The organism is Microbispora amethystogenes, assembly GCF_016863015.1.
Classification (GTDB): Bacteria; Actinomycetota; Actinomycetes; order Streptosporangiales; family Streptosporangiaceae; genus Microbispora; species Microbispora amethystogenes.
On the sequence record NZ_BOOB01000007.1, the window covers coordinates 21,911 to 39,820 of the forward strand.

A 17,910-nucleotide genomic window follows, 5' to 3' on the forward strand; every position below is an offset into this window, starting at 1 on the left:
TTCCCCGTCTCACGAGAAAGTAATCCATCGATTTTTGTCCACAGGCTGTGCACGACCCCGCGCGGACGCGGCGATCGGCCGTGGCTACGCTTGCCGCGTGGCAGATGGGGACGCGTACGTCGAGCTCAGCCGGGAGCAGTGGCGTGACCTGCGCAGGAACACGCCGCTCACGCTCACCGAGGCGGAGCTGCGGGAGCTGCGCGGCGTCCACGACCCGATCGACCTCTCCGAGGTCACCGACGTCTACCTGCCGCTCACCCGGCTGCTGAACCTGCACTTCACCGGCTCCCGGCAGCGCGGCGCCGCCGTCGGCGCGTTCCTCGGCGAGCACGGGACGCCCCCGCCGTACGTGCTGGGCATCGCGGGCAGCGTCGCGGTCGGCAAGTCGACCACGGCGCGGCTGCTGCACACGCTGCTCGCCCGCTGGCCCGAGCACCCCCGCGTCGACCTGATCACCACCGACAGCTTCCTCCACCCCAACAAGGTGCTGGAGGAGCGCGGGATCACGCACCGCAAGGGCTTCCCGGAGAGCTACGACCGGCGGGCGCTGGTGCGGTTCGTCGCCGACGTGAAGGCGGGCCGTCCCTCGGTCGAGGCACCCGTATACAGCCATCTGGAGTACGACATCGTGCCCGGCGCGACACACGTCGTCGACCGGCCGGACATCCTGATCGTGGAGGGGCTCAACGTCCTGCAGCCCGCGCCGCCGGACGCCCTCGCCGTCTACGACTACTTCGACTTCTCCATCTACGTGGACGCCCGGATCGAGGACATCCGCACCTGGTACGTCGAGCGCTTCCACAAGCTGCGCCGTACGGCCTTCGCGGACCCGAAGTCCTACTTCCGGCACATCGCGGCGCTCTCGCACGAGGAGGCGACCGCGTTCGCGCAGGGCGTCTGGCGGGACGTCAACGAGCGCAACCTGGTGGAGAACATCGCGCCGACGCGCGAGCGGGCCGGGCTGATCCTCCACAAGGGTTCCGACCACTCGGTCACCCACGTACGGCTCCGCCGTACCTGATAATCGTCCGGTGCTGCATCTGCGGGTGATCGCCCCTTATGAGCGTACTGACCGGGTCGTCGAGGCGCTCGACCGCGCGCCGGGCGTCACCAACATCGTGGTCCTGACCAAAGCGGCCCGGCGGCCGGAGGGCGACATGGTGCTCGCCGACGTCGCCAGGGAGGCCGCCAACTCCGTCATCGAGGACCTCAAGGCGCTCGGCCTGGAGGAGGACGGCTCGATCTCGGTCGAGGAGATCGAGCTGTCGATCTCCCGGGGAGCCGACGAGGCGGAGGAACGGGCGCCCGGCGAGGGCGACGACGCGGTGGTGTGGGAGCAGTTCGAGGCGCGGGTCGCCCTCGACAGCCGCATCACCTGGGCGTTCCTGGCGTTCCTCACCATCGCCACACAACTCGCGGCCATCGGCGTGCTGATCCCCTCGCAGATCCTCATCGTCGGCGCCATGGTGCTCGGCCCGGAGTTCGGCGCGGTCGCGGCGGTCTCCTTCGGCCTGCTCGGCCGCCACTGGGCGCTCATCGGCACGGCGGCCCGCACGCTCGCGGCGGGATTCGCGGTCGCGATCGCCGTCACGCTGGCCTGCGCGCTGGTCTCACGCGGGCTCGGCATGATCACGCCCGACATGCTCCGGCACAACGACGAGGTGCACTTCATCGTCAAGCCCGACACGTGGTCGGTCATCGTGGCGCTGCTCGCCGGAGCGGCCGGCGTGCTGTCGATCACGGCGGGCAAGTCGTCGGCCCTGGTCGGCGTCTTCATCTCGGTCACCACCGTCCCGGCGGCGGGCTACATGGCGGTGGCCCTGGCATTGTGGCGCTGGGACGAGGTCGGCGGCTCCGCGCTGCAGCTCGTCGTCAACATCGCCGGGATGGTCGTCGCCGGGACTCTGACGTTGTTCCTCCAGCGCCTCCTGTGGAGCCGGTACGGCGGAAGTCGCGCGTGACAGGCATACCTGAGGCGTAGATCGGTTCCTCCGTCAGACGGAGGGCCGACGGGGGCGTCGCCGAGTAGGGTGCCAGTCATGACAGCGAGCGCGACTCCATGCTTCGCGACCGAGGGGCTGACCAAGCGGTTCCCCCGCGTCACGGCGCTCGACCACCTCACCGTCGCGGCCGGGACCGGCGTGACCGGCCTGGTCGGCGCGAACGGCGCGGGCAAGTCCACCCTGATCAAAATCCTGCTCGGCCTGGTGCCGCCCACCTCGGGGAGCGCCTCGGTGCTGGGCCTGGACACGGCCACGCAGGGCCTGGAGATCCGGCGGACCGTGGGCTACATGCCCGAGCACGACTGCCTGCCCCCGGACATCTCGGCGACCGAGTTCGTGGTCCACATGGCCCAGATGTCCGGCCTGCCGCGCACCGCGGCCCGTGAGCGCGCCGCGGACACGCTGCGCCACGTCGGGCTGGACGAGGAGCGCTACCGCCCGATGGGGGGCTACTCGACCGGCATGCGGCAGCGCGTCAAGCTCGCCCAGGCCCTCGTCCACGATCCTCGGCTGGTCTTCCTCGACGAGCCCACCAACGGGCTCGACCCGCAGGGCCGCGACGACATGCTGGCGCTGATCCGGCGGGTCGGCACCGAGTTCGGCATCAGCGTCCTGGTCACCTCCCACCTGCTCGGCGAGCTTGAGCGGGTGTGCGACCACGTGATCGTCATCGACGGCGGGCGGCTGCTGCGCTCCTCGGCGATCCGGGAGTTCACCCGGGCCGAGCAGACCATCGCGGTGGAGGTCGAGGAGGGGCAGCGGCAACTGGCCGACCGCCTCACGGGCGGCGGCGAGACGGTGGCGGTGCAGGGCAGGCTGCTGACGGTGCAGGTGTCCCCCGACGACCCCGGCCGCACCTACGACGCGGTGCGCGACGCCGTCAGCGACCTCGGCCTCAGCCTCCTGCGGCTGGAGCAGCGCCGAGGCCGCATCGAGGACGTCTTCAAGGAGCCGGTGGCATGACGATCGAGCCGACCGCGGTCATCCACGACATCGGATACCGCCATTACGACGGCGTACGGCTCGGGCGAGGCCGGGCGACGCTCGCCCTCGGCGTGCAGAGCCTGCGCGGCGTTTTCGGGCTGGGCCGCACGATCCGTGCCAAGATCATGCCGCTGTTGCTGGCCGCGATCATGCTGATGCCGACGGTCGTGTCGATCGGCGTGATGGCGCTCGCCAAGCAGTTCGTCATGCCCTATTCGCAGTACGCCGTCTTCATGCAGGCGGTGATCGCCGTCTTCCTGGCCGCGCAGGCGCCGTACCTGGTCGCGCCGGACCTGCGGTTCCGCGTGCTGCCGCTGTACCTCTCCCGCCCGCTGACGGTGACCGACTACGTCGTGGCGAAGCTGGCCGCGCTGACGGTCGCGCTGTTCTGCCTGATGGCGATCCCGATCACGATCGAGTTCGTCGGCGAGATGCTGATCGACATGCCGATGCCGCTGCACACGGGCGACTTCCTCGGCGCGCTGGGCGGCACGGTCCTGCGCGCGGTGCTGCTGGCCGCCCTGGGCGTCGCCCTGGCGTCGTTCACCCCGCGCCGCGGCCTCGGGGTCGCCGTGGTGATCGCGTTCTACATGTTCACCGCCGCCGTCTCCGGGCTCTTCTACGCCGTGCTCGCCTCGACCGGCCGGGACGACGTGGCCCCCTGGGCCCTGCTCCTCAACCCGTTCTTCCTCGTCGACGCCGTCCAGTCGTCGCTGTTCGGCACCGAACCGGCGACCGGCGAGGGGTATCCCCCGGGCGTCGCCTCGTGCCTGATCCTGCTGGCCGTGATCGCCCTGGCCGTGACGGGCGTCCTCCTGCGCTACCGGAAGGCGGCGTCGTGACCACCACGAGTCCCCCCGTGACCACCCGCCAGGGCGTGCTGGAACTCGCCCAGGTCTCCCGCTGGTACGGCAACGTCGTGGCGGTCAACGACGTCACGATGACGATCGGCCCCGGCGTCACCGGCCTGCTCGGCCCGAACGGCGCCGGCAAGTCGACGCTGCTGCACATGATGGCCGGGTTCCTCGCGCCGTCGAACGGCACGGCGACCCTGGACGGCCGGCAGATCTGGCACAACCACGACATCTACCGGCAGATCGGCCTGGTGCCCGAGAAGGAGGCCGTGTACGGCTTCCTCACCGGCCGGCAGTTCGTGCTGTCGGCGGCCCGGCTGCACGGGCTGCCGTCCCCCGACGACGCGGCCCGCCGGGCCCTCGACCTGGTGGAGATGACGGAGGCGTCCGGCCGCCGCATCGAGACGTACTCCAAGGGCATGCGGCAGCGTGTGAAGGTCGCCGCGGCCCTCGTCCACGACCCGCAGGTGCTGCTGCTGGACGAGCCGTTCAACGGCATGGACCCGCGGCAGCGGCTCCACCTGATGGACCTCGTCCGCCGGATGGGCGAGGAGGGCCGGACGATCCTGTTCAGCTCGCACATCCTCGAAGAGGTCGAGCGGGTGGCCCACCACATCGAGGTCCTGGTCGCCGGACGGCACGCCGCGTCGGGGGACTACCGGGAGATCCGGCGGCGCATGGCCGACCGGCCACACAGGTTCCGGGTCAGGTCGAGCGACGACCGGCGGCTCGCCGCCGCCCTCATCGCCGATCTCTCCTCCAGCGCCGTCTCGCTGACGGAGCAGGGCATCGAGGTGCAGGTCACCGACTTCGCGCGCTTCACCGCGCTGCTGCCCCGGACGGCCCGCGACCTCGACGTCCACCTGTGGCAGGTCTCCCCCACCGACGAGGACCTGGAAAGCGTCTTCTCCTACCTCATCTCCGGGAGCTCCCGATGAACACCGTGGTCGCGGACATCACGTACCGGGCCATGCTCGGACGCAAGCGGATCTGGCTGCTGGTGCTGCTCCCGGTGGCGCTCGTCGCGATCGCCCTGCTGCTCAGGCTCCTGAACGGCCAGTCCGAGCAGACGGCCGTGACGCTGATGAAGACCTTCGCGATCGGCACGATGCTGCCGCTGCTCGGGCTGATCGGCGGGACCGGCGTGATCGCCCCGGAGATCGAGGACGGCACGATCATCCACCTGCTGTCCAAGCCGATCTCCCGCCCGGTGATCGCGGTGACGAAGTTCGTGGTCGCGGCCTCCCTCATCGCCGTCTTCGCAGCGGTCTCGACGTTCGCCGCCGCCTATCTCCTGACCGGCATGGAGTCGGGCGTGGCGACCGGGTTCACCTTCGGGGCGCTGTTCGGCGGGGTCGCGTACGCGGCGGTGTTCCTGCTGCTGGGCGTGCTCACCCGGCACGCGGTCGCGATCGGCGTGATCTACGCCCTCGTCTGGGAGGGCGTCGTCGGCGGCTACGTGCCCGGAGCGCGCAAGTTCTCCATCCAGCAGTGGGCCCAGTCGCTCGCCGACCACCTCTCCTCCTCGGCCTTCTTCTCCACCGAGGTGACGCTGGGCTTCGCCGTACCGGCCATGGCCATCGTCACCGTCGGGGCGGTCCTGTGGACCGGCCAGCGCCTGCGCTCCCTCTCCCTCACCGGCGACGACTAGCGCCGGCTGGTGGTCAGAGGTTGTAGCCACCCGATACCTCGATGTCCTGGGCGGTGATCCAACGGCTCCCGTCCTAGACCGGTGTGGTGATCACCGCGCCGAGGTCGCAGCGCGCCCGGCCTTAGACGAGCCCTCCCTGGGCCGTCTCGCGCCATACAAGCGCTAAAGCGCTAGAATAGCGCTATGGCGACCATCCAGATTCGGAACATTCCGGACGAGGTGTACCTCACGTACAAAGCCCGCTCCATGCGCGCTCACCAGTCGCTGCAGGAGTATCTGCTCGCGAAGCTGATCGACGATGCGCGCCAGCCGACCTTGGACGAGATCCTGGACAAGGCAGAGGCCAACGCGGCAGATGGAATCGAGACGAGCGACATACTCGACGAGCTCGACAAGGGCCGGGACGTCCGTTGATAGTCATCGACGCGAGCGCCCTGGTGACCGTCCTCGTCGAGAAGGGGTCGCCGGGGAGGGCTCTTCGTAAGAGGTTGAGAGGCGAGGCGCTCGCGGCGCCGGCTCACATCGACGCCGAAGTGCTCTCGGTGCTCCGAGGACTGACTCTGTCCGGCAAGCTCGACGTGCAGCGCGCGGAGAAGAGCCTGGGACTGCTGAAGGCGATGCCGCTGACCCGGGCACCGCTGACGGTTCACCTGGGCAGGAGTTGGCAGCTCAGGGGCAACTACAGCGCCTATGACGCGCTTTACCTCGCTCTGGCGGAATCCTTGGCCTGCCCGCTGGTCACCAGCGACGCGCGCATCGCGAAGGGCTGCGGCGCACAGTGCCCGATCGAGGTCTTCGTATGACGCGAGGACCCGCCGGGCGGGTGCCCGGCGGGGTCCTCGGAGTGTCGTGGTGTCAGGCGCGTCGGCGTCCGTACCGATGGGGGTCAGGCGCAGACCTCGCGGACGACGCCCGCGAGGTGGTCCGCCACGGTCCTGGCCTGCTCCTGTGACTCGGCTTCGACCATGACCCGGATCATGGGCTCGGTGCCGCTCGGCCGGATCAGCACCCGCCCGGTCTCCCCGAGCTCGGACTCCGCCTCCGCGACGGCCGCCCGCAGCTCGGGCGCCGAGGCCTTGGACCTGGCCACGTCCCGCACGTTGACGAGCACCTGCGGCAGCTTCGTCATCACCGACGCCAGGTCGGCGAGAGAACGGCCCTGCCGTGCCACCTCCGCCATCAGGTGCAGCGAGGTGAGCAGGCCGTCGCCGGTCGTGGCGTGATCCAGCATGATCACGTGACCGGACTGCTCGCCGCCGAGGTTGTAGCCGCCGTCCTGCATCGCCTCCAGGACGTACCGGTCGCCGACCGTGGTCTCCACCACGGACAGGCCGGCCTCCCGCAGGGCGATCTTGAACCCGAGGTTGGACATCACCGTGGCGACGACCGTGTCCTTGGCGAGGCGGCCGTCGGCGTGCATCGCCAGGGCCAGGATCGCCATGATCTGGTCGCCGTCGATCTCCTCTCCCGCGCCGGTCACCGCGAGGCAGCGGTCGGCGTCGCCGTCGTAGGCGATGCCGAGGTCGGCGCCGCGTTCGAGGACGGCCGCCCGCAGGGGGGCCAGGTGGGTCGACCCCACACCGTCGTTGATGTTCAGCCCGTCGGGTGCGGCGCCGATGGTCTCCACGGCCGCGCCCGCGCGCAGCAGCGCCTCCGGAGCGACCATGTGCGCCGCGCCGTGCGCGCAGTCGACGACGACCCGCAGCCCGTCGAGACGGTGGGGCAGGGTGGTCAGCAGGTGCGAGACATACCTGTCCGCCTCGCCGTACGCCTCCCGGACCCGGCCCACGGCCGGGCCGACCGGGCGGTCCCACTTCTCCCCGAGCCGCTGCTCGATCTCGTTCTCCACCGCGTCGGGCAGCTTGTAGCCGCCCCGCGTGAAGAACTTGATGCCGTTGTCGGGCGCGGGGTTGTGCGACGCCGAGAGCATGACACCGAGGTCGGCGCCCAGGGCGTTGGTCAGGTACGCGACCGCCGGGGTGGGCAGCACACCGAGTCGAAGGACGTCCACGCCGGACGACGCGAGGCCGGCGACCACAGCGGCCTCCAGGAACTCTCCTGAAGCCCGCGGGTCCCGGCCTACGACGGCGATCGGGCGGCCGCGCCGCCCGACACTGGCGTGGAACGCCCCGGCGTCTCCGAGCACGTGCGCGGCGGCCACGGACAGATCCATGGCCAGTTCCGCGGTGAGGTCGCGACCGGCGACCCCACGTACCCCGTCGGTGCCGAAGAGGCGCCCCCCGGAGGAGGCGCCTACGGGCTCCCGCGCCACGTTAGCGCTTGCTGTACTGCGGAGCCTTGCGGGCCTTCTTGAGGCCGTACTTCTTCCGCTCCGTGGCACGGGCGTCACGGGTGAGGAAGCCGGCCTTCTTCAGCGGCGGGCGGTTGACCTCGGCGTCCAGGATGGCGAGCGCGCGGGACAGGCCCATGCGCAGGGCGCCGGCCTGGCCGGTCACGCCACCGCCGTCGATGCGGGCGATGACGTCGAACGCGTCCTCGGCCCCGAGGACGACGAACGGCTCGTTGATGAGCTGCTGGTGCACCTTGTTCGGGAAGTAGCTCTCCAGCGAGCGGCCGTTGATGGTCCACTTGCCGGTGCCCGGCACGATGCGGACCCGGGCGATGGCCTCCTTGCGGCGGCCGGTGCCGTACGAGTTGCCCGTGGTGACGGGCTTGCGCGCGGCGCCCTCGCCGGCGGGGGCCGACTCGCTGGTGTACTCGGAGGGGAACTCCTCCGGGGAGTAGTCTTCCGGCTCGCCCTCGACGAGCGTCTCGATACCGGTGGGCTCGGCCACGGTTCTCCTCTTAACTTTCCTGGCTCGCGATTACTGGGCGATCTGGGTGATCTGGAAGGCCACCGGCTGCTGGGCCTGGTGCGGGTGCTCGGCACCGGCGTAGACCTTCAGCTTCTTGGCCATCTTCCGGCCCAGGGAGTTCTTGGGAAGCATGCCCCGGACGGCCTTCTCGACGGCCCGGTCGGGGCGCTTCTCCATGAGCTCGCCGTAGCTGACGGCGCGCAGACCGCCGGGGTAACCCGAGTGGCGGTACGCCTTCTTCTGCTCCAGCTTGTTGCCGCTGAGAGCGACCTTGCCGGCGTTGATGACGATGACGAAGTCACCCGTGTCGACATGCGGGGCGAAGATCGGCTTGTGCTTCCCGCGGAGCAGGGTCGCCACCTGGCTGGCCAGCCGACCGAGCACGACGTCGGTCGCGTCGATGACGTACCACTGACGTTCGACGTCGTTGGGCTTCGGTGAGAACGTGCGCACGGCAGTGCCTTCTGTCGGAATGTGAACTCTCGGTAGGTTGCGCAGGCACGGCGACAACCTCCGTCTCCACATGTACGGGAGAAGACGCCGGACGCGCCGTGCACCGGTCTGCGGGCAGACCGGTCCACACACAACGAACTCGCAGACTACCGCCCTCGTTCCGCGTGGTCAAAACGACGGACGGAAGGGGTGCCTGGAACGACACAATTGAACGTTCATCAAATCCATCCCCATGCGCCTCTTCTTCCCCCCTGCCGCAGGTCCCTATATTTGACGGCGGAATGTCGCAGACCCCTCACAAAAGGAATACCCTTCGGGGCCCCTTCCGGGTGACTCAGATGGGTTTGCTGGCGTGCGCCGTCGCCGTCCTTCTCACCGGCGTCGTCATCGGCCGGGTGACCGCCGCCCCCGATCGCGTCGGGAACGTCTACCTTCGCGAGTCGCAGCCCGGGCCGCCGTCTCCCCGCGCGGACGCCCTCGCCCCGGCGCGGCGGGACCGGCCGCCCCTCGAACCCGTGGCGCGCACGGAGGCGCCCCAGGTCACTGCCAGTGCGACCCCGGTGCCCAGATCCCGGCGGGAGCGGCCGTCGACCATGATCGACGGCTCCGGCGGCGGATCGTCGTACACCACCACGCTCACCCCGGAGACCGGCGGGGAAGGCGGCTCCTACGGCGAGGACCCGATGCGCTTCGCCTCGATGGAGGCCGAGCTCGTGCGCCTGGTGAACATCGAGCGCCGCAGGCACGGATGCGGGCCGCTGCGTGTGGACCCCCGTCTGGTCACCTCCGCCCGCGCGCACTCGGAGGAGATGGCGGCGGGCAACCGGTTCCGGCACACCTCGCCGGGAGGAGCCACCCCCTGGGACCGCATGGGGGCCGCGGGTTACCGCGACGGCGGGGCCGAGACGATCGCGCGGGGCTACGACACCGCCGAGCAGGTCGTACGCGGCTGGATGGCCGGCCCGACGGACCGCGCCACGCTGCTCAACTGCCGCCTGGTCGCGACCGGGGTCGGCGTGAGCGCGGGCCCCGGAGGCCCGTGGTGGACCGAGGACTTCGGTTATTCCTGACCCTTCCTCATCTGTCCGGATCGCCGACTAATCTCAGCGCCATGGGTTATCCCGGCGACCAGCAACCACCTCGCCAGCCGCACTTCCCCCCCGATCCCCGCAGGCGGGACCTGCCGCCGTACGGAGCCGGGGACGACTCGCCCCCGCGCTCCCCCTCCCGCCGCGAGGCGCCCTACGGCGGCGAGCAGCCTCCGTACGGGGACCGTGATCAGGGGCGGGAGCAGGGGCGGGAGCAGCCGCTCTACGGAAACCGTGAGCAGCCGCCGTACGCCGGTCGGGAGCCTTCGCCGTACTCCGGCCGCGACCAGTCGCCATACGCCCCGCGCCGGGAGGCCGGCCCGGGCGGGCCGTACGACCCCGTGAGCGTGCCCCGGCTGGGCGAGATCGGCCCGGACCAGGACCAGGAGAACCGGGAGATACGGCGCGAGGCCGCCGTTCCGCGGGTGGCGCCCCCGCCCGAGCCCCAGTGGGATCCCGACGACCGCGGCCCCCTGTGGCGCCGTCCCTGGGTGCTCGGCCTCGCCCTGCTGGCCCTGATCGGCGCGCTTCTCACCGGTCTTTGGTACGCCGCCCACAACGAGGAGCCGCCCCCGCCGGACCCCGGCCCCACGGGCCGTCCCACACCGCTCGTGTCCGACCGCCCGATGACCAAGTACGGCTACGCGGCCTCGCGGGCGACCGACAAGAGCCCGCTGTCGCTGCGAGAGGTCTTCGGCAAGGCCAAGCCGGTCAACAACAAGCGGGTGTACGTCCGCACGGCGACGCGCAAGGAGAAGAAGTGCGCTGACGGCGTCACCGGCGAGAAGATCACGAAGGCGCTCAAGACGGCCGGCTGCACGCAGTTGCTGCGCGCGAGCTTCGCGGACGCCAAGGGCACGATCATCGGCACCGTGGGGGTCGCCAACCTCAGGACCTCGGCGATGGCGAAGAAGGTCGCCTCCGCCGGAGCCGGCGACGAGCGCAAGGACTTCCTCAAGCCGCTCCCCGGCAAGGACGAGGCCACCAAGCACCTCGGCAGCGGTGAGGCGTCCGCGGGAGGCTGGACTTACGGGCACTACGCGGTGCTGTTGTGGTTCCAGTTCAAGGACGGCCACAAACCCACCAAGAGCGAGCTCAAAAAGCTGTACCAGGCGGCGACGGACATAGCCGACGCGTCTGTTTACCCTGCCCTCGACACGCGTGCGCTCAACGGCGGTCCCAGCTGAGACGACACGTTCACTGAGGTGAGGGCGGCGCGGGCGGGTCCGGGAAGGCAGACCGAAACCCCCATGAAGGCACGCCGATCGCGTCCGCGCCGTTACGCTTCCGGCTATGCGTGGCAAGGATTCCGGTTCCGAGCACGAACGTGACACGGCGTGGGCTCGCAGCGAGGCGGACGCCGACGGCTCGGCGACGGCACCCGCGACGCCACCGCCGAGCTTCGGGCAGACGCCGCCGTCCGGCCACGGCCGGGCGGAGCCGGACGAGGACTCCGCCTGGGCTCCCGACGCCGCCCGCGCGGCGGGCGAGGGAGACCCGTGGACGCCTCCGGCCGTCCCCTATCCGACCCGGTACGGCTTCCAGGGCGGCCTGCGGGCGCAGGGCGGCTACGACGACGATGACGACCCGGAGAACACCAACAGGTTCAGGGCCATCCCGGCCTATGACACCCCACCGGCCGAGGGTGGTGGCATCCCCGCCCACGGCGCTCACTCCGCTCCCCCCGGCCCCCAGCCGGGCCCGCTCGGCAGTCACCCCGTCCCCCCGGGCGCACAGCCCGGCCCGCACGGCGACCACCCCGGCCCTCAGCCAGGCACGCAACCCGGCCCGCACGGCGGTTACCCCGTCCCACCCGGCCCTCAGCCAGGCACGCAACCGGGCACACAGCCCGGCCCGCATGGCGGTTACCCCGTCTCTCCCGGCCCGCACCCCGGCGCACCCGGCGGTCACGCCGTCTCTCCCGGCCCGCACTCGAGCGCGCCCAGCGGTCATCCCGTCCCACCCGGCCCGCACCCCAGCACGCCCGGCGGCCACGCCGTCTCTCCCGGCCCGCAGCCTGCCCCGCCAGGCACGCATCCGCTTCCACCCGGCGGTCACCCCGGCTCCCAGGCCGGCCCTCAGCCGGGCACGCAGTACGGCCCATACGACGCCCATCCGCTTCCGCCGGGAGCGCAGCCCGGCCCTCCCGCCCCGCAGTACGGCATGCCCGGCATCCAGCATGTCCCGCCCGGTCCTCAGCCGGACGCCGGGGCTCTCCCCGCGCCGCGCCGTCCGGGCGACGCCGAGGAGAACCTGGGCCGGCCCGTTCCCGGCGATCCGTACGCGGGCCCGCACCCTGGCCCGCAGACGGATCCGGGGGCCGGGCCGTACGCCGGCGGCCCGGCCGCGCCGCGCCCCGCACCCCACTCCGAGCCGGGCCTTGGCTGGGTTCCACGGCAGCCCGCGCCGGGGCCGGACCTGCCCCCGTGGCAACAAGGCGGGGGCCCGCCGTCCTGGCAACATCCCGCACAGGGAGGACCATCCACCTGGCAGCCTCCCGCCCAGGGGGGACCGCCGCCCTGGCAACCTCCCGCGCAGGGCGGACCACCGGCATGGCAGCCTCCCGCCCAGGGCGGCGGCTCACCGGGCTGGCAGGGAGCGGCCCACCCCGGCCCGGTCCCGCCCCAGCAGAACTCCGGCGCGTCCGAATGGCAGTCTCCGGAGGGCGCCGAGCCCCCGTCGCCGTCGCAGCCGGCGCAGGAGCCCCAGGCTCCCTGGTGGCGGCAGGTGGGCCCCGACGGGACGCAGGCGTACCCGCCCGAGGGCCCACGATCCGACGAGCCCTCGCCCGGGGTGCCGTCGTTCGCCGCATGGACGCCGGACCCCGTGGAGGGGCAGCCGGCGGAAGACGCGAGGTGGGCGCCCGGAGACCCCGGTCAGCCGGGAGCCCGGAGCGTGCCCTCGCAAACGGCGGAACCTCGTCAGGCACAACAGGCGGAACCGGCGCGGGACGTCAGCGGCGGCGCCGCGCCCGTCCCCTCACCGTCCCCGGACTCGACCGCCGCGCCGGGCACCCCGGTGTCCGCACGGCCCGGCGACGCGCTCCCGGCACCGGCTTCGGGCGAGCCGGGCGACGCGTACGGCGAGGCCCACGCCGCCTCCGCCGCGTCGATCCGCCCCGGGGAACCCGGTGACGTGCCCGTGTGGCCGCCGAGGCTGCCGGGTGAGCCCGATCCCCAGGGAGAGGGCCGCGCCGGGAGTTCGTGGCCGCCCTCAAGCGTCTACCGGGGCACTCACGAGAGCGGCGAGAGCGGCCCATCCGGTGCCGGCGGCAGCGGCAACGGTGACAGCAAGGATCAGAGCGGTGATCGGAGCGGCGGAAGCGGACCAACCGGCGCCTCCCCCGTCACCGGGCAACCCGGCATTCCCGGTGATCAGGCCGCCCCATCCGGCGAGCTGAGCGGGCGGGCCGGTCGGCACTCCGGCACGGCCGGGGCGAGCGACCAGCACTACGCCGCCGCCTCACCGAGCGGCCACCCCGACCGCACGGACGGCTGGGCGGGGGACGCGTCCGGTGAGCTGAGTGGACCGGGCGACCAGCACCACGGCGCCGGTGCGAGCGGCGCCCCCGGCCGCACGGACAGCCCGGCAGATGGCACGGCGGGCGACGCGGCCTCTGCCGCCGGCGCCCTGACCGGCGATCCCGGCTCGGGCCCCACGCCGTACCTTCAGGGCGCCGGTGACCGGCCGTCCTCCCAAGACAGGAACGACGCGGGCAGGGACGACGCAGGCAGAGGCGACGCGGGCAGAGGCGAGGCCGGCGGAGACGAACACGGCGGGCACGAGGCCGTTGGGAACGCCTCCTCGCCCTACGGCGTCCTGCCGCCCGGAACCGCCGAGCCCTATGACACCCTGCCGCCCGGAGCCGCCGACGACGGCGCGGGCGCCGCATCCGGCCCGTACGCCCTTCCGGCGGAGCCGCCCGCGGGCTTCGGAGCGGAGATCGGCCAGGCGGTGACCCCGATCGAGGGGTTCCCGATGCCGGGCGGGCCGTACGAGCCCGGTCAGCAGGTCCCGCACCCGGGTCAGCACGCCGCGCACCACGACCAGGGCGGCCCAGGCCCGTACGGCGGCCCGCCGCCCTCCCCGCAGGAGGGGACGTGGCCGGTGCCCCCGCCGTCCCCCGAGGGCCCCTACACCACACCGTCGCAGTCGCCCGGCCAGGCGCCGAGCCACCACCCGGGCCAGATCCCGGGCCTGCTTCCGGGCCAGATCCTCAATCTGCCTCCTGGCTACGCACCGTCCGGAACGTCCCCCGGGGACGCTCCGCCCGCCGCGCCGGACCCCGGCACGGCACCGTACGACGCGCCGCCCGTGAGCCCGTCCGAGACCGACGACGCTCAGCGGGCGGCCTCCCCCGACACCGATTCAGGACAGATGCCAACGACCTCCCCTGCAACCGGCTCCTCCACTCAGCCGAACGGCGAGACCCCGTTCGCGTTCACGCCGGTGACCCCGGCCAGTGCGGGCAGGCCCGCCCCTCCGCCCGGGTTCGGGCCGCCCCCGGCAGCGCCCGGCAGCAACCTGCCCGCGACTCTCGGGTCCACCACCCCTCCCCCCCAGGGCGGGAAGGTCAAGCGGATCCTGATGGCCGCCGGCGCGGTGGTCGTCGTGGGCGCGATCGGCACCGCGGCCTACTTCGCGTACGCGGGCGAGCCGGAAAGCGGCCCGCAGCCCCGCACATCGCCGGTCGGCGCCGCTCCGTCCCCCGCGGCGCCGCAGCCGAGCGCCGCGGTCGCCTCCACCATCCTGGACACCGAGCAGACCGATCCCCGGACCCTCAAGCCCGGCGAGGCGTTCCCCGACGAGAAGGTGACGCTCGACGGACGCACCTACCGCCGCGTCAAGGTCGACGTGACCGACGACTGCGGCAAGGCGGCCGTGGGCGCGTTCGCCACCGCCCTCACCGACCAGCAGTGCCGGCGGGTGCTCAGGGCCACGTACGTGGACGGCAAGCGCGACTACGCGGTCACCGCGGGCATCGCGGTGCTGCCCAGCAAGGTGGCGGCGCTCGCGGTGGACCGGGAGAAGAACCTCGGCGCCAACGTCTGGTTCCGCGGCCTCAACGGCACGCAGGCGAGCGGGGCCGACAAGGTGACGATCTCCGGCGGCTACGCGGCGGGGATGGTCTGGGGACGCTACATCGTCTTCAGCTACGCCACCTACGCCGACGGGCACACGCCGGACGCCAAGGACACGGGCCTCGGCCCGATCAGCGGCGCCTTCCGCGACCACATGACGAAGGTCATCCAGAAGCGCGCCACCCGCTGAGCCCGGCGGAGCCTCAGGCGGTCGGCGTACGCACCCGGCGCGTGGCGGCGGCGCGCCGGGCCAGTTCCCCGGGCTCCGGGTAGCGCACCTCCTCCAGCGTCAGCCCGTGCGCGGGCGCGACGTGCACCCCCGAGTCCCGTACGGCTGTCGCCAGCACCTCGCCCGGCCACTCGACGGGCCGCCTGCCCTCCCCGACGGTCAGCAGCGAGCCGACCAGCGCCCGGACCATCGAATGGCAGAAGGCGTCGGCGACCACGGTGGCGAGCAGGATGCCGTCCTCGCCCCTGACCCAGTCGAGCCGCTGCAACTCGCGGATCGTGGTCGCGCCCTCCCGCCTCCGGCAGAACGCGGCGAAGTCGTGCTCCCCCAGCAGGCGGGCGGCGGCGGCGTTCAGCAGGCCGACGTCGAGCGGCCGGGCGTACCAGAGCACCTCACGTCGCCGCAGCGGGTCGACGCCGCCCGGCGCGTCGCCGACGCGGTAGCCGTACCGGCGCGACAGCGCGGAGAAGCGGGCGTCGAAGCCCTCGGGCGCCACGCTGACGGCGTGCACCCGCACATCCGGAGGCAGGACACCCGCCAGCCGCCGCGTCAGCGCAGCGAGCAGCTCAGCGCCGCGCTCGCGCCAGACCCCCTCCGGGTCCTCGGGAGCGGGCCCACGCCCGGACGAGAACGCGACGGTCGCGGCGAGCGGCACGTCGACGTGCGCCACCTGTCCCCGCGCGTGGACGCCCGCGTCGGTGCGGCCCGCGACGGTCAGCGACGGCGCGGGATCCAGGCGCAGGATCCGGCCGAGGGCGTCCTCGATCTCCCCCTGCACGGTCCGCCGCCCCGGCTGGCGGGCCCATCCCGAGAAGTCGGTGCCGTCGTAGCCGAGGTCCAGCCTCAGCCGTAGTTCTCGCTCCACGACATCCCTCGTACCGGTCCGAAAACGAAGAACGGGCCCAGCGTCCCCCGGAAGGGAAACTGAGCCCGCTCACTGGGCCTGTCGGATCAGGCCTCGTCCTTCTTCTCACCCTGTGCAGTCTGCTCGGCGGCCTCGGGAGCCTCGGCCGTCTCGTCCTGCGCCGCGGGCGTCTCCTCGACGTCCGCCTCCACCGGAGCGGCGGCGGGCGCGGCCTGCGCGGCCGGAGCCGTACGGGTGGTCCGCACCGGGTTGAGCTGCTCGGTCACCAGCTCGATGATCGCCATGGGGGCGGCGTCGCCCTTGCGCGGGCCGAGCTTGGTGATCCGGGTGTAGCCACCGGGACGCTCGGCGAACGTCGGCGCGATCTCGGTGAAGAGGTGGTGGAGGACGCCCTTGTCACGGACGACCGTCAGCACCTGGCGACGGTTGTGGATGTCGCCCTTCTTCGCCTTGGTGATCAGCTTCTCCGCGAGCGGGCGGAGGCGCTTCGCCTTGGCCTCGGTGGTGCGCACCCGGCCGTTCTCGAACAGCGCGGTGGCGAGGTTCGCCAGGATCAGCCGCTCGTGGGCCGGGCTGCCGCCGAAGCGGGGGCCCTTGGTGGGCTTGGGCATGTGATGCTCCTCATGGATAACCCGCCCCGGCCGTGTCAGGTACCGGGGTCGGGCCGACCGGCGTACCGGTCGTGACTGTCATCGCCGTTTCGTGCCGCCTCGCGGGGCGGCACGAAACGGTGGTGCCGCTGCTGGAGAACGGGTGATCAGTACTGCTCGGTCTCGATGAACCCGCCGTCCTCGTCGTCGTACCCGCCGCCGGCCACGGCGGAGGGGTCGAACCCGGGCGGGGAGTCCTTGAGAGCGAGGCCCATCTCGTGCAGCTTCTGCTTGACCTCTTCGATCGACTTGGCGCCGAAGTTGCGGATGTCCAGCAGGTCCTGCTCGCTGCGGGCGACGAGCTCACCCACGGTGTGGATGCCCTCGCGCTTGAGGCAGTTGTAGGAGCGAACCGTGAGGTTGAGCTCCTCGATCGGCAGCGCCAGGTCGGCCGCCAGGGCGGCGTCCGTCGGCGACGGGCCGATGTCGATGCCCTCGGCCTCGACGTTGAGCTCGCGAGCCAGGCCGAACAGCTCGACCAGGGTCTTGCCGGCCGAGGCCACCGCGTCGCGGGGCTTCATGGACGGCTTGGTCTCGACGTCGAGGATCAGGCGGTCGAAGTCCGTGCGCTGCTCGACACGGGTCGCCTCGACCTTGTAGGTGACCTTGAGGACCGGGGAGTAGATCGAGTCGATCGGAATCCGCCCGATCTCCTGGCCCGGCTGCTTGTTCTGCGCGGCGGAGACGTAGCCGCGACCGCGCTCGACGGTCAGCTCCATCTCCAGCTTCGCCTTGCCGTTCAGCGTGGCGATGTGCAGGTCGGGGTTGTGCACCTCGACACCGGCCGGCGGCGCGATGTCGGCCGCGGTCACCTCACCCGGACCCTGCTTGCGCAGGTACATCACCACGGGCTCGTCGTGCTCGGAGGAGACGACCAGCGACTTGAGGTTCAGGATGATGTCGGTGACGTCTTCCTTGACCCCGGGCACGGTCGAGAACTCGTGCAGCACGCCCTCGATGCGGATGCTGGTGACCGCCGCCCCCGGGATGGAGGACAGCAGCGTGCGCCGCAGCGAGTTGCCGATGGTGTAGCCGAAGCCCGGCTCCAGCGGCTCGATGATGAACCTGGACCGGTGCTCCTCGAGCGACTCCTCCTGGAGGCTCGGGCGCTGTGCGATGAGCATGTGGTTACTCCTGACCGGGATCCCCCGTGTCGCTCAGAACGAGGGGCCCCTCGGTTACGGCGACGCCCGCTATTTGACGCCGCTCGCCTACAACCAATGATGCCGTACGGCC

17 protein-coding genes are annotated in these 17,910 nt (G+C 72.1%); 11 read left to right on the forward strand and 6 right to left on the reverse strand.

The window, feature by feature from the left end:
* The first annotated feature begins 97 nt into the window (after positions 1-97).
* The 8 genes from coaA (at position 98) to Mam01_RS04800 (ending at position 6,295) form a co-directional block, all read left to right on the forward strand.
* The gene (gene coaA, locus Mam01_RS04765) at positions 98-1,021 is read left to right on the forward strand and encodes a type I pantothenate kinase (protein ID WP_204284258.1); all 924 of its coding nucleotides are present in this window, start codon (positions 98-100) and stop codon (positions 1,019-1,021) included.
* A gap of 10 nt (positions 1,022-1,031) precedes the next feature.
* Complete coding sequence (locus tag Mam01_RS04770) at positions 1,032-1,961, forward strand: DUF389 domain-containing protein (RefSeq protein ID WP_204284259.1); 930 nt, start codon at positions 1,032-1,034, stop codon at positions 1,959-1,961.
* 78 nt (positions 1,962-2,039) lie between these two features.
* A complete protein-coding gene (locus Mam01_RS04775) occupies positions 2,040-2,966 on the forward strand; it encodes an ABC transporter ATP-binding protein (protein WP_150930802.1) in 927 nt (308 codons plus the stop codon).
* Entirely contained in the window at positions 2,963-3,829 is an 867-nt protein-coding gene (locus Mam01_RS04780; RefSeq protein WP_204284260.1) for an ABC transporter permease subunit, read from the forward strand. Before Mam01_RS04775 ends, Mam01_RS04780 begins: the two co-directional genes overlap by 4 nt.
* The gene (locus tag Mam01_RS04785; RefSeq protein ID WP_239101043.1) at positions 3,826-4,779 is read left to right on the forward strand and encodes an ABC transporter ATP-binding protein; all 954 of its coding nucleotides are present in this window, start codon (positions 3,826-3,828) and stop codon (positions 4,777-4,779) included. The genes Mam01_RS04780 and Mam01_RS04785 overlap by 4 nt, the downstream gene beginning before the upstream one ends.
* Positions 4,776-5,492, forward strand: coding sequence for an ABC transporter permease subunit (locus tag Mam01_RS04790; RefSeq protein ID WP_204284261.1), 717 nt, complete (start codon positions 4,776-4,778; stop codon positions 5,490-5,492). The genes Mam01_RS04785 and Mam01_RS04790 overlap by 4 nt, the downstream gene beginning before the upstream one ends.
* A 183-nt stretch (positions 5,493-5,675) precedes the next feature.
* On the forward strand, positions 5,676-5,906 hold the full coding sequence (locus tag Mam01_RS04795) for a FitA-like ribbon-helix-helix domain-containing protein (protein ID WP_204284262.1): 231 nt from the start codon (positions 5,676-5,678) through the stop codon (positions 5,904-5,906).
* A complete protein-coding gene (locus Mam01_RS04800; RefSeq protein WP_204284263.1) occupies positions 5,903-6,295 on the forward strand; it encodes a type II toxin-antitoxin system VapC family toxin in 393 nt (130 codons plus the stop codon). The genes Mam01_RS04795 and Mam01_RS04800 overlap by 4 nt, the downstream gene beginning before the upstream one ends.
* A gap of 83 nt (positions 6,296-6,378) precedes the next feature.
* Here Mam01_RS04800 and glmM read toward each other — a convergent pair whose 3' ends face one another.
* The 3 genes from glmM to rplM are packed head-to-tail and all read right to left on the reverse strand — an operon-like array spanning position 6,379 to position 8,761.
* The gene (glmM, locus tag Mam01_RS04805; RefSeq protein WP_204284264.1) at positions 6,379-7,764 is read right to left on the reverse strand and encodes a phosphoglucosamine mutase; all 1,386 of its coding nucleotides are present in this window, start codon (positions 7,762-7,764) and stop codon (positions 6,379-6,381) included.
* Position 7,765: 1 nt separating this feature from the next.
* Positions 7,766-8,287, reverse strand: coding sequence for a 30S ribosomal protein S9 (rpsI, locus tag Mam01_RS04810; protein ID WP_150930818.1), 522 nt, complete (start codon positions 8,285-8,287; stop codon positions 7,766-7,768).
* 30 nt (positions 8,288-8,317) lie between these two features.
* Positions 8,318-8,761, reverse strand: coding sequence for a 50S ribosomal protein L13 (gene rplM / locus Mam01_RS04815; protein WP_150930820.1), 444 nt, complete (start codon positions 8,759-8,761; stop codon positions 8,318-8,320).
* Between the two features lie 338 nt (positions 8,762-9,099).
* Here rplM and Mam01_RS04820 point away from each other — a divergent pair, with 338 nt between their 5' ends.
* The 3 genes from Mam01_RS04820 (at position 9,100) to Mam01_RS04830 (ending at position 15,120) form a co-directional block, all read left to right on the forward strand.
* The gene (locus Mam01_RS04820) at positions 9,100-9,831 is read left to right on the forward strand and encodes a CAP domain-containing protein (RefSeq protein WP_204284265.1); all 732 of its coding nucleotides are present in this window, start codon (positions 9,100-9,102) and stop codon (positions 9,829-9,831) included.
* A gap of 41 nt (positions 9,832-9,872) precedes the next feature.
* Positions 9,873-11,036, forward strand: coding sequence for a hypothetical protein (locus Mam01_RS04825; protein WP_204284266.1), 1,164 nt, complete (start codon positions 9,873-9,875; stop codon positions 11,034-11,036).
* A gap of 106 nt (positions 11,037-11,142) precedes the next feature.
* Entirely contained in the window at positions 11,143-15,120 is a 3,978-nt protein-coding gene (locus Mam01_RS04830; RefSeq protein WP_204284267.1) for a hypothetical protein, read from the forward strand.
* A gap of 13 nt (positions 15,121-15,133) precedes the next feature.
* On the opposite strand, the gene truA is transcribed toward Mam01_RS04830, so the two are convergent.
* From truA to Mam01_RS04845, 3 genes are all read right to left on the reverse strand, one after another.
* Positions 15,134-16,024, reverse strand: a complete 891-nt coding sequence (gene truA, locus Mam01_RS04835) for a tRNA pseudouridine(38-40) synthase TruA (protein ID WP_204284268.1) — start codon at positions 16,022-16,024, stop codon at positions 15,134-15,136.
* A gap of 86 nt (positions 16,025-16,110) precedes the next feature.
* Positions 16,111-16,635 (reverse strand): 50S ribosomal protein L17, encoded by a 525-nt coding sequence (gene rplQ / locus Mam01_RS04840; protein ID WP_204284269.1) that lies wholly within the window; start codon positions 16,633-16,635, stop codon positions 16,111-16,113.
* A 146-nt stretch (positions 16,636-16,781) separates the two neighbouring features.
* Positions 16,782-17,798: a DNA-directed RNA polymerase subunit alpha gene (locus Mam01_RS04845; protein WP_030508347.1), complete on the reverse strand. Its 1,017-nt coding sequence runs from the start codon at positions 17,796-17,798 to the stop codon at positions 16,782-16,784.
* Between the last annotated feature and the right edge of the window lie 112 nt (positions 17,799-17,910).

Coding starts and splice junctions, on each gene's coding strand:
- Mam01_RS04825 (WP_204284266.1), top strand. CDS start 9,873: ATGGGTTATCCCGGCGACCAGCAACCACCTCGCCAGCCGCACTTCCCC.
- Mam01_RS04795 (WP_204284262.1), top strand. CDS start 5,676: ATGGCGACCATCCAGATTCGGAACATTCCGGACGAGGTGTACCTCACG.
- Mam01_RS04830 (WP_204284267.1), top strand. CDS start 11,143: ATGCGTGGCAAGGATTCCGGTTCCGAGCACGAACGTGACACGGCGTGG.
- Mam01_RS04820 (WP_204284265.1), top strand. CDS start 9,100: ATGGGTTTGCTGGCGTGCGCCGTCGCCGTCCTTCTCACCGGCGTCGTC.
- Mam01_RS04775 (WP_150930802.1), top strand. CDS start 2,040: ATGACAGCGAGCGCGACTCCATGCTTCGCGACCGAGGGGCTGACCAAG.
- rplQ (WP_204284269.1), bottom strand. CDS start 16,635: ATGCCCAAGCCCACCAAGGGCCCCCGCTTCGGCGGCAGCCCGGCCCAC.
- Mam01_RS04780 (WP_204284260.1), top strand. CDS start 2,963: ATGACGATCGAGCCGACCGCGGTCATCCACGACATCGGATACCGCCAT.
- Mam01_RS04845 (WP_030508347.1), bottom strand. CDS start 17,798: ATGCTCATCGCACAGCGCCCGAGCCTCCAGGAGGAGTCGCTCGAGGAG.
- Mam01_RS04790 (WP_204284261.1), top strand. CDS start 4,776: ATGAACACCGTGGTCGCGGACATCACGTACCGGGCCATGCTCGGACGC.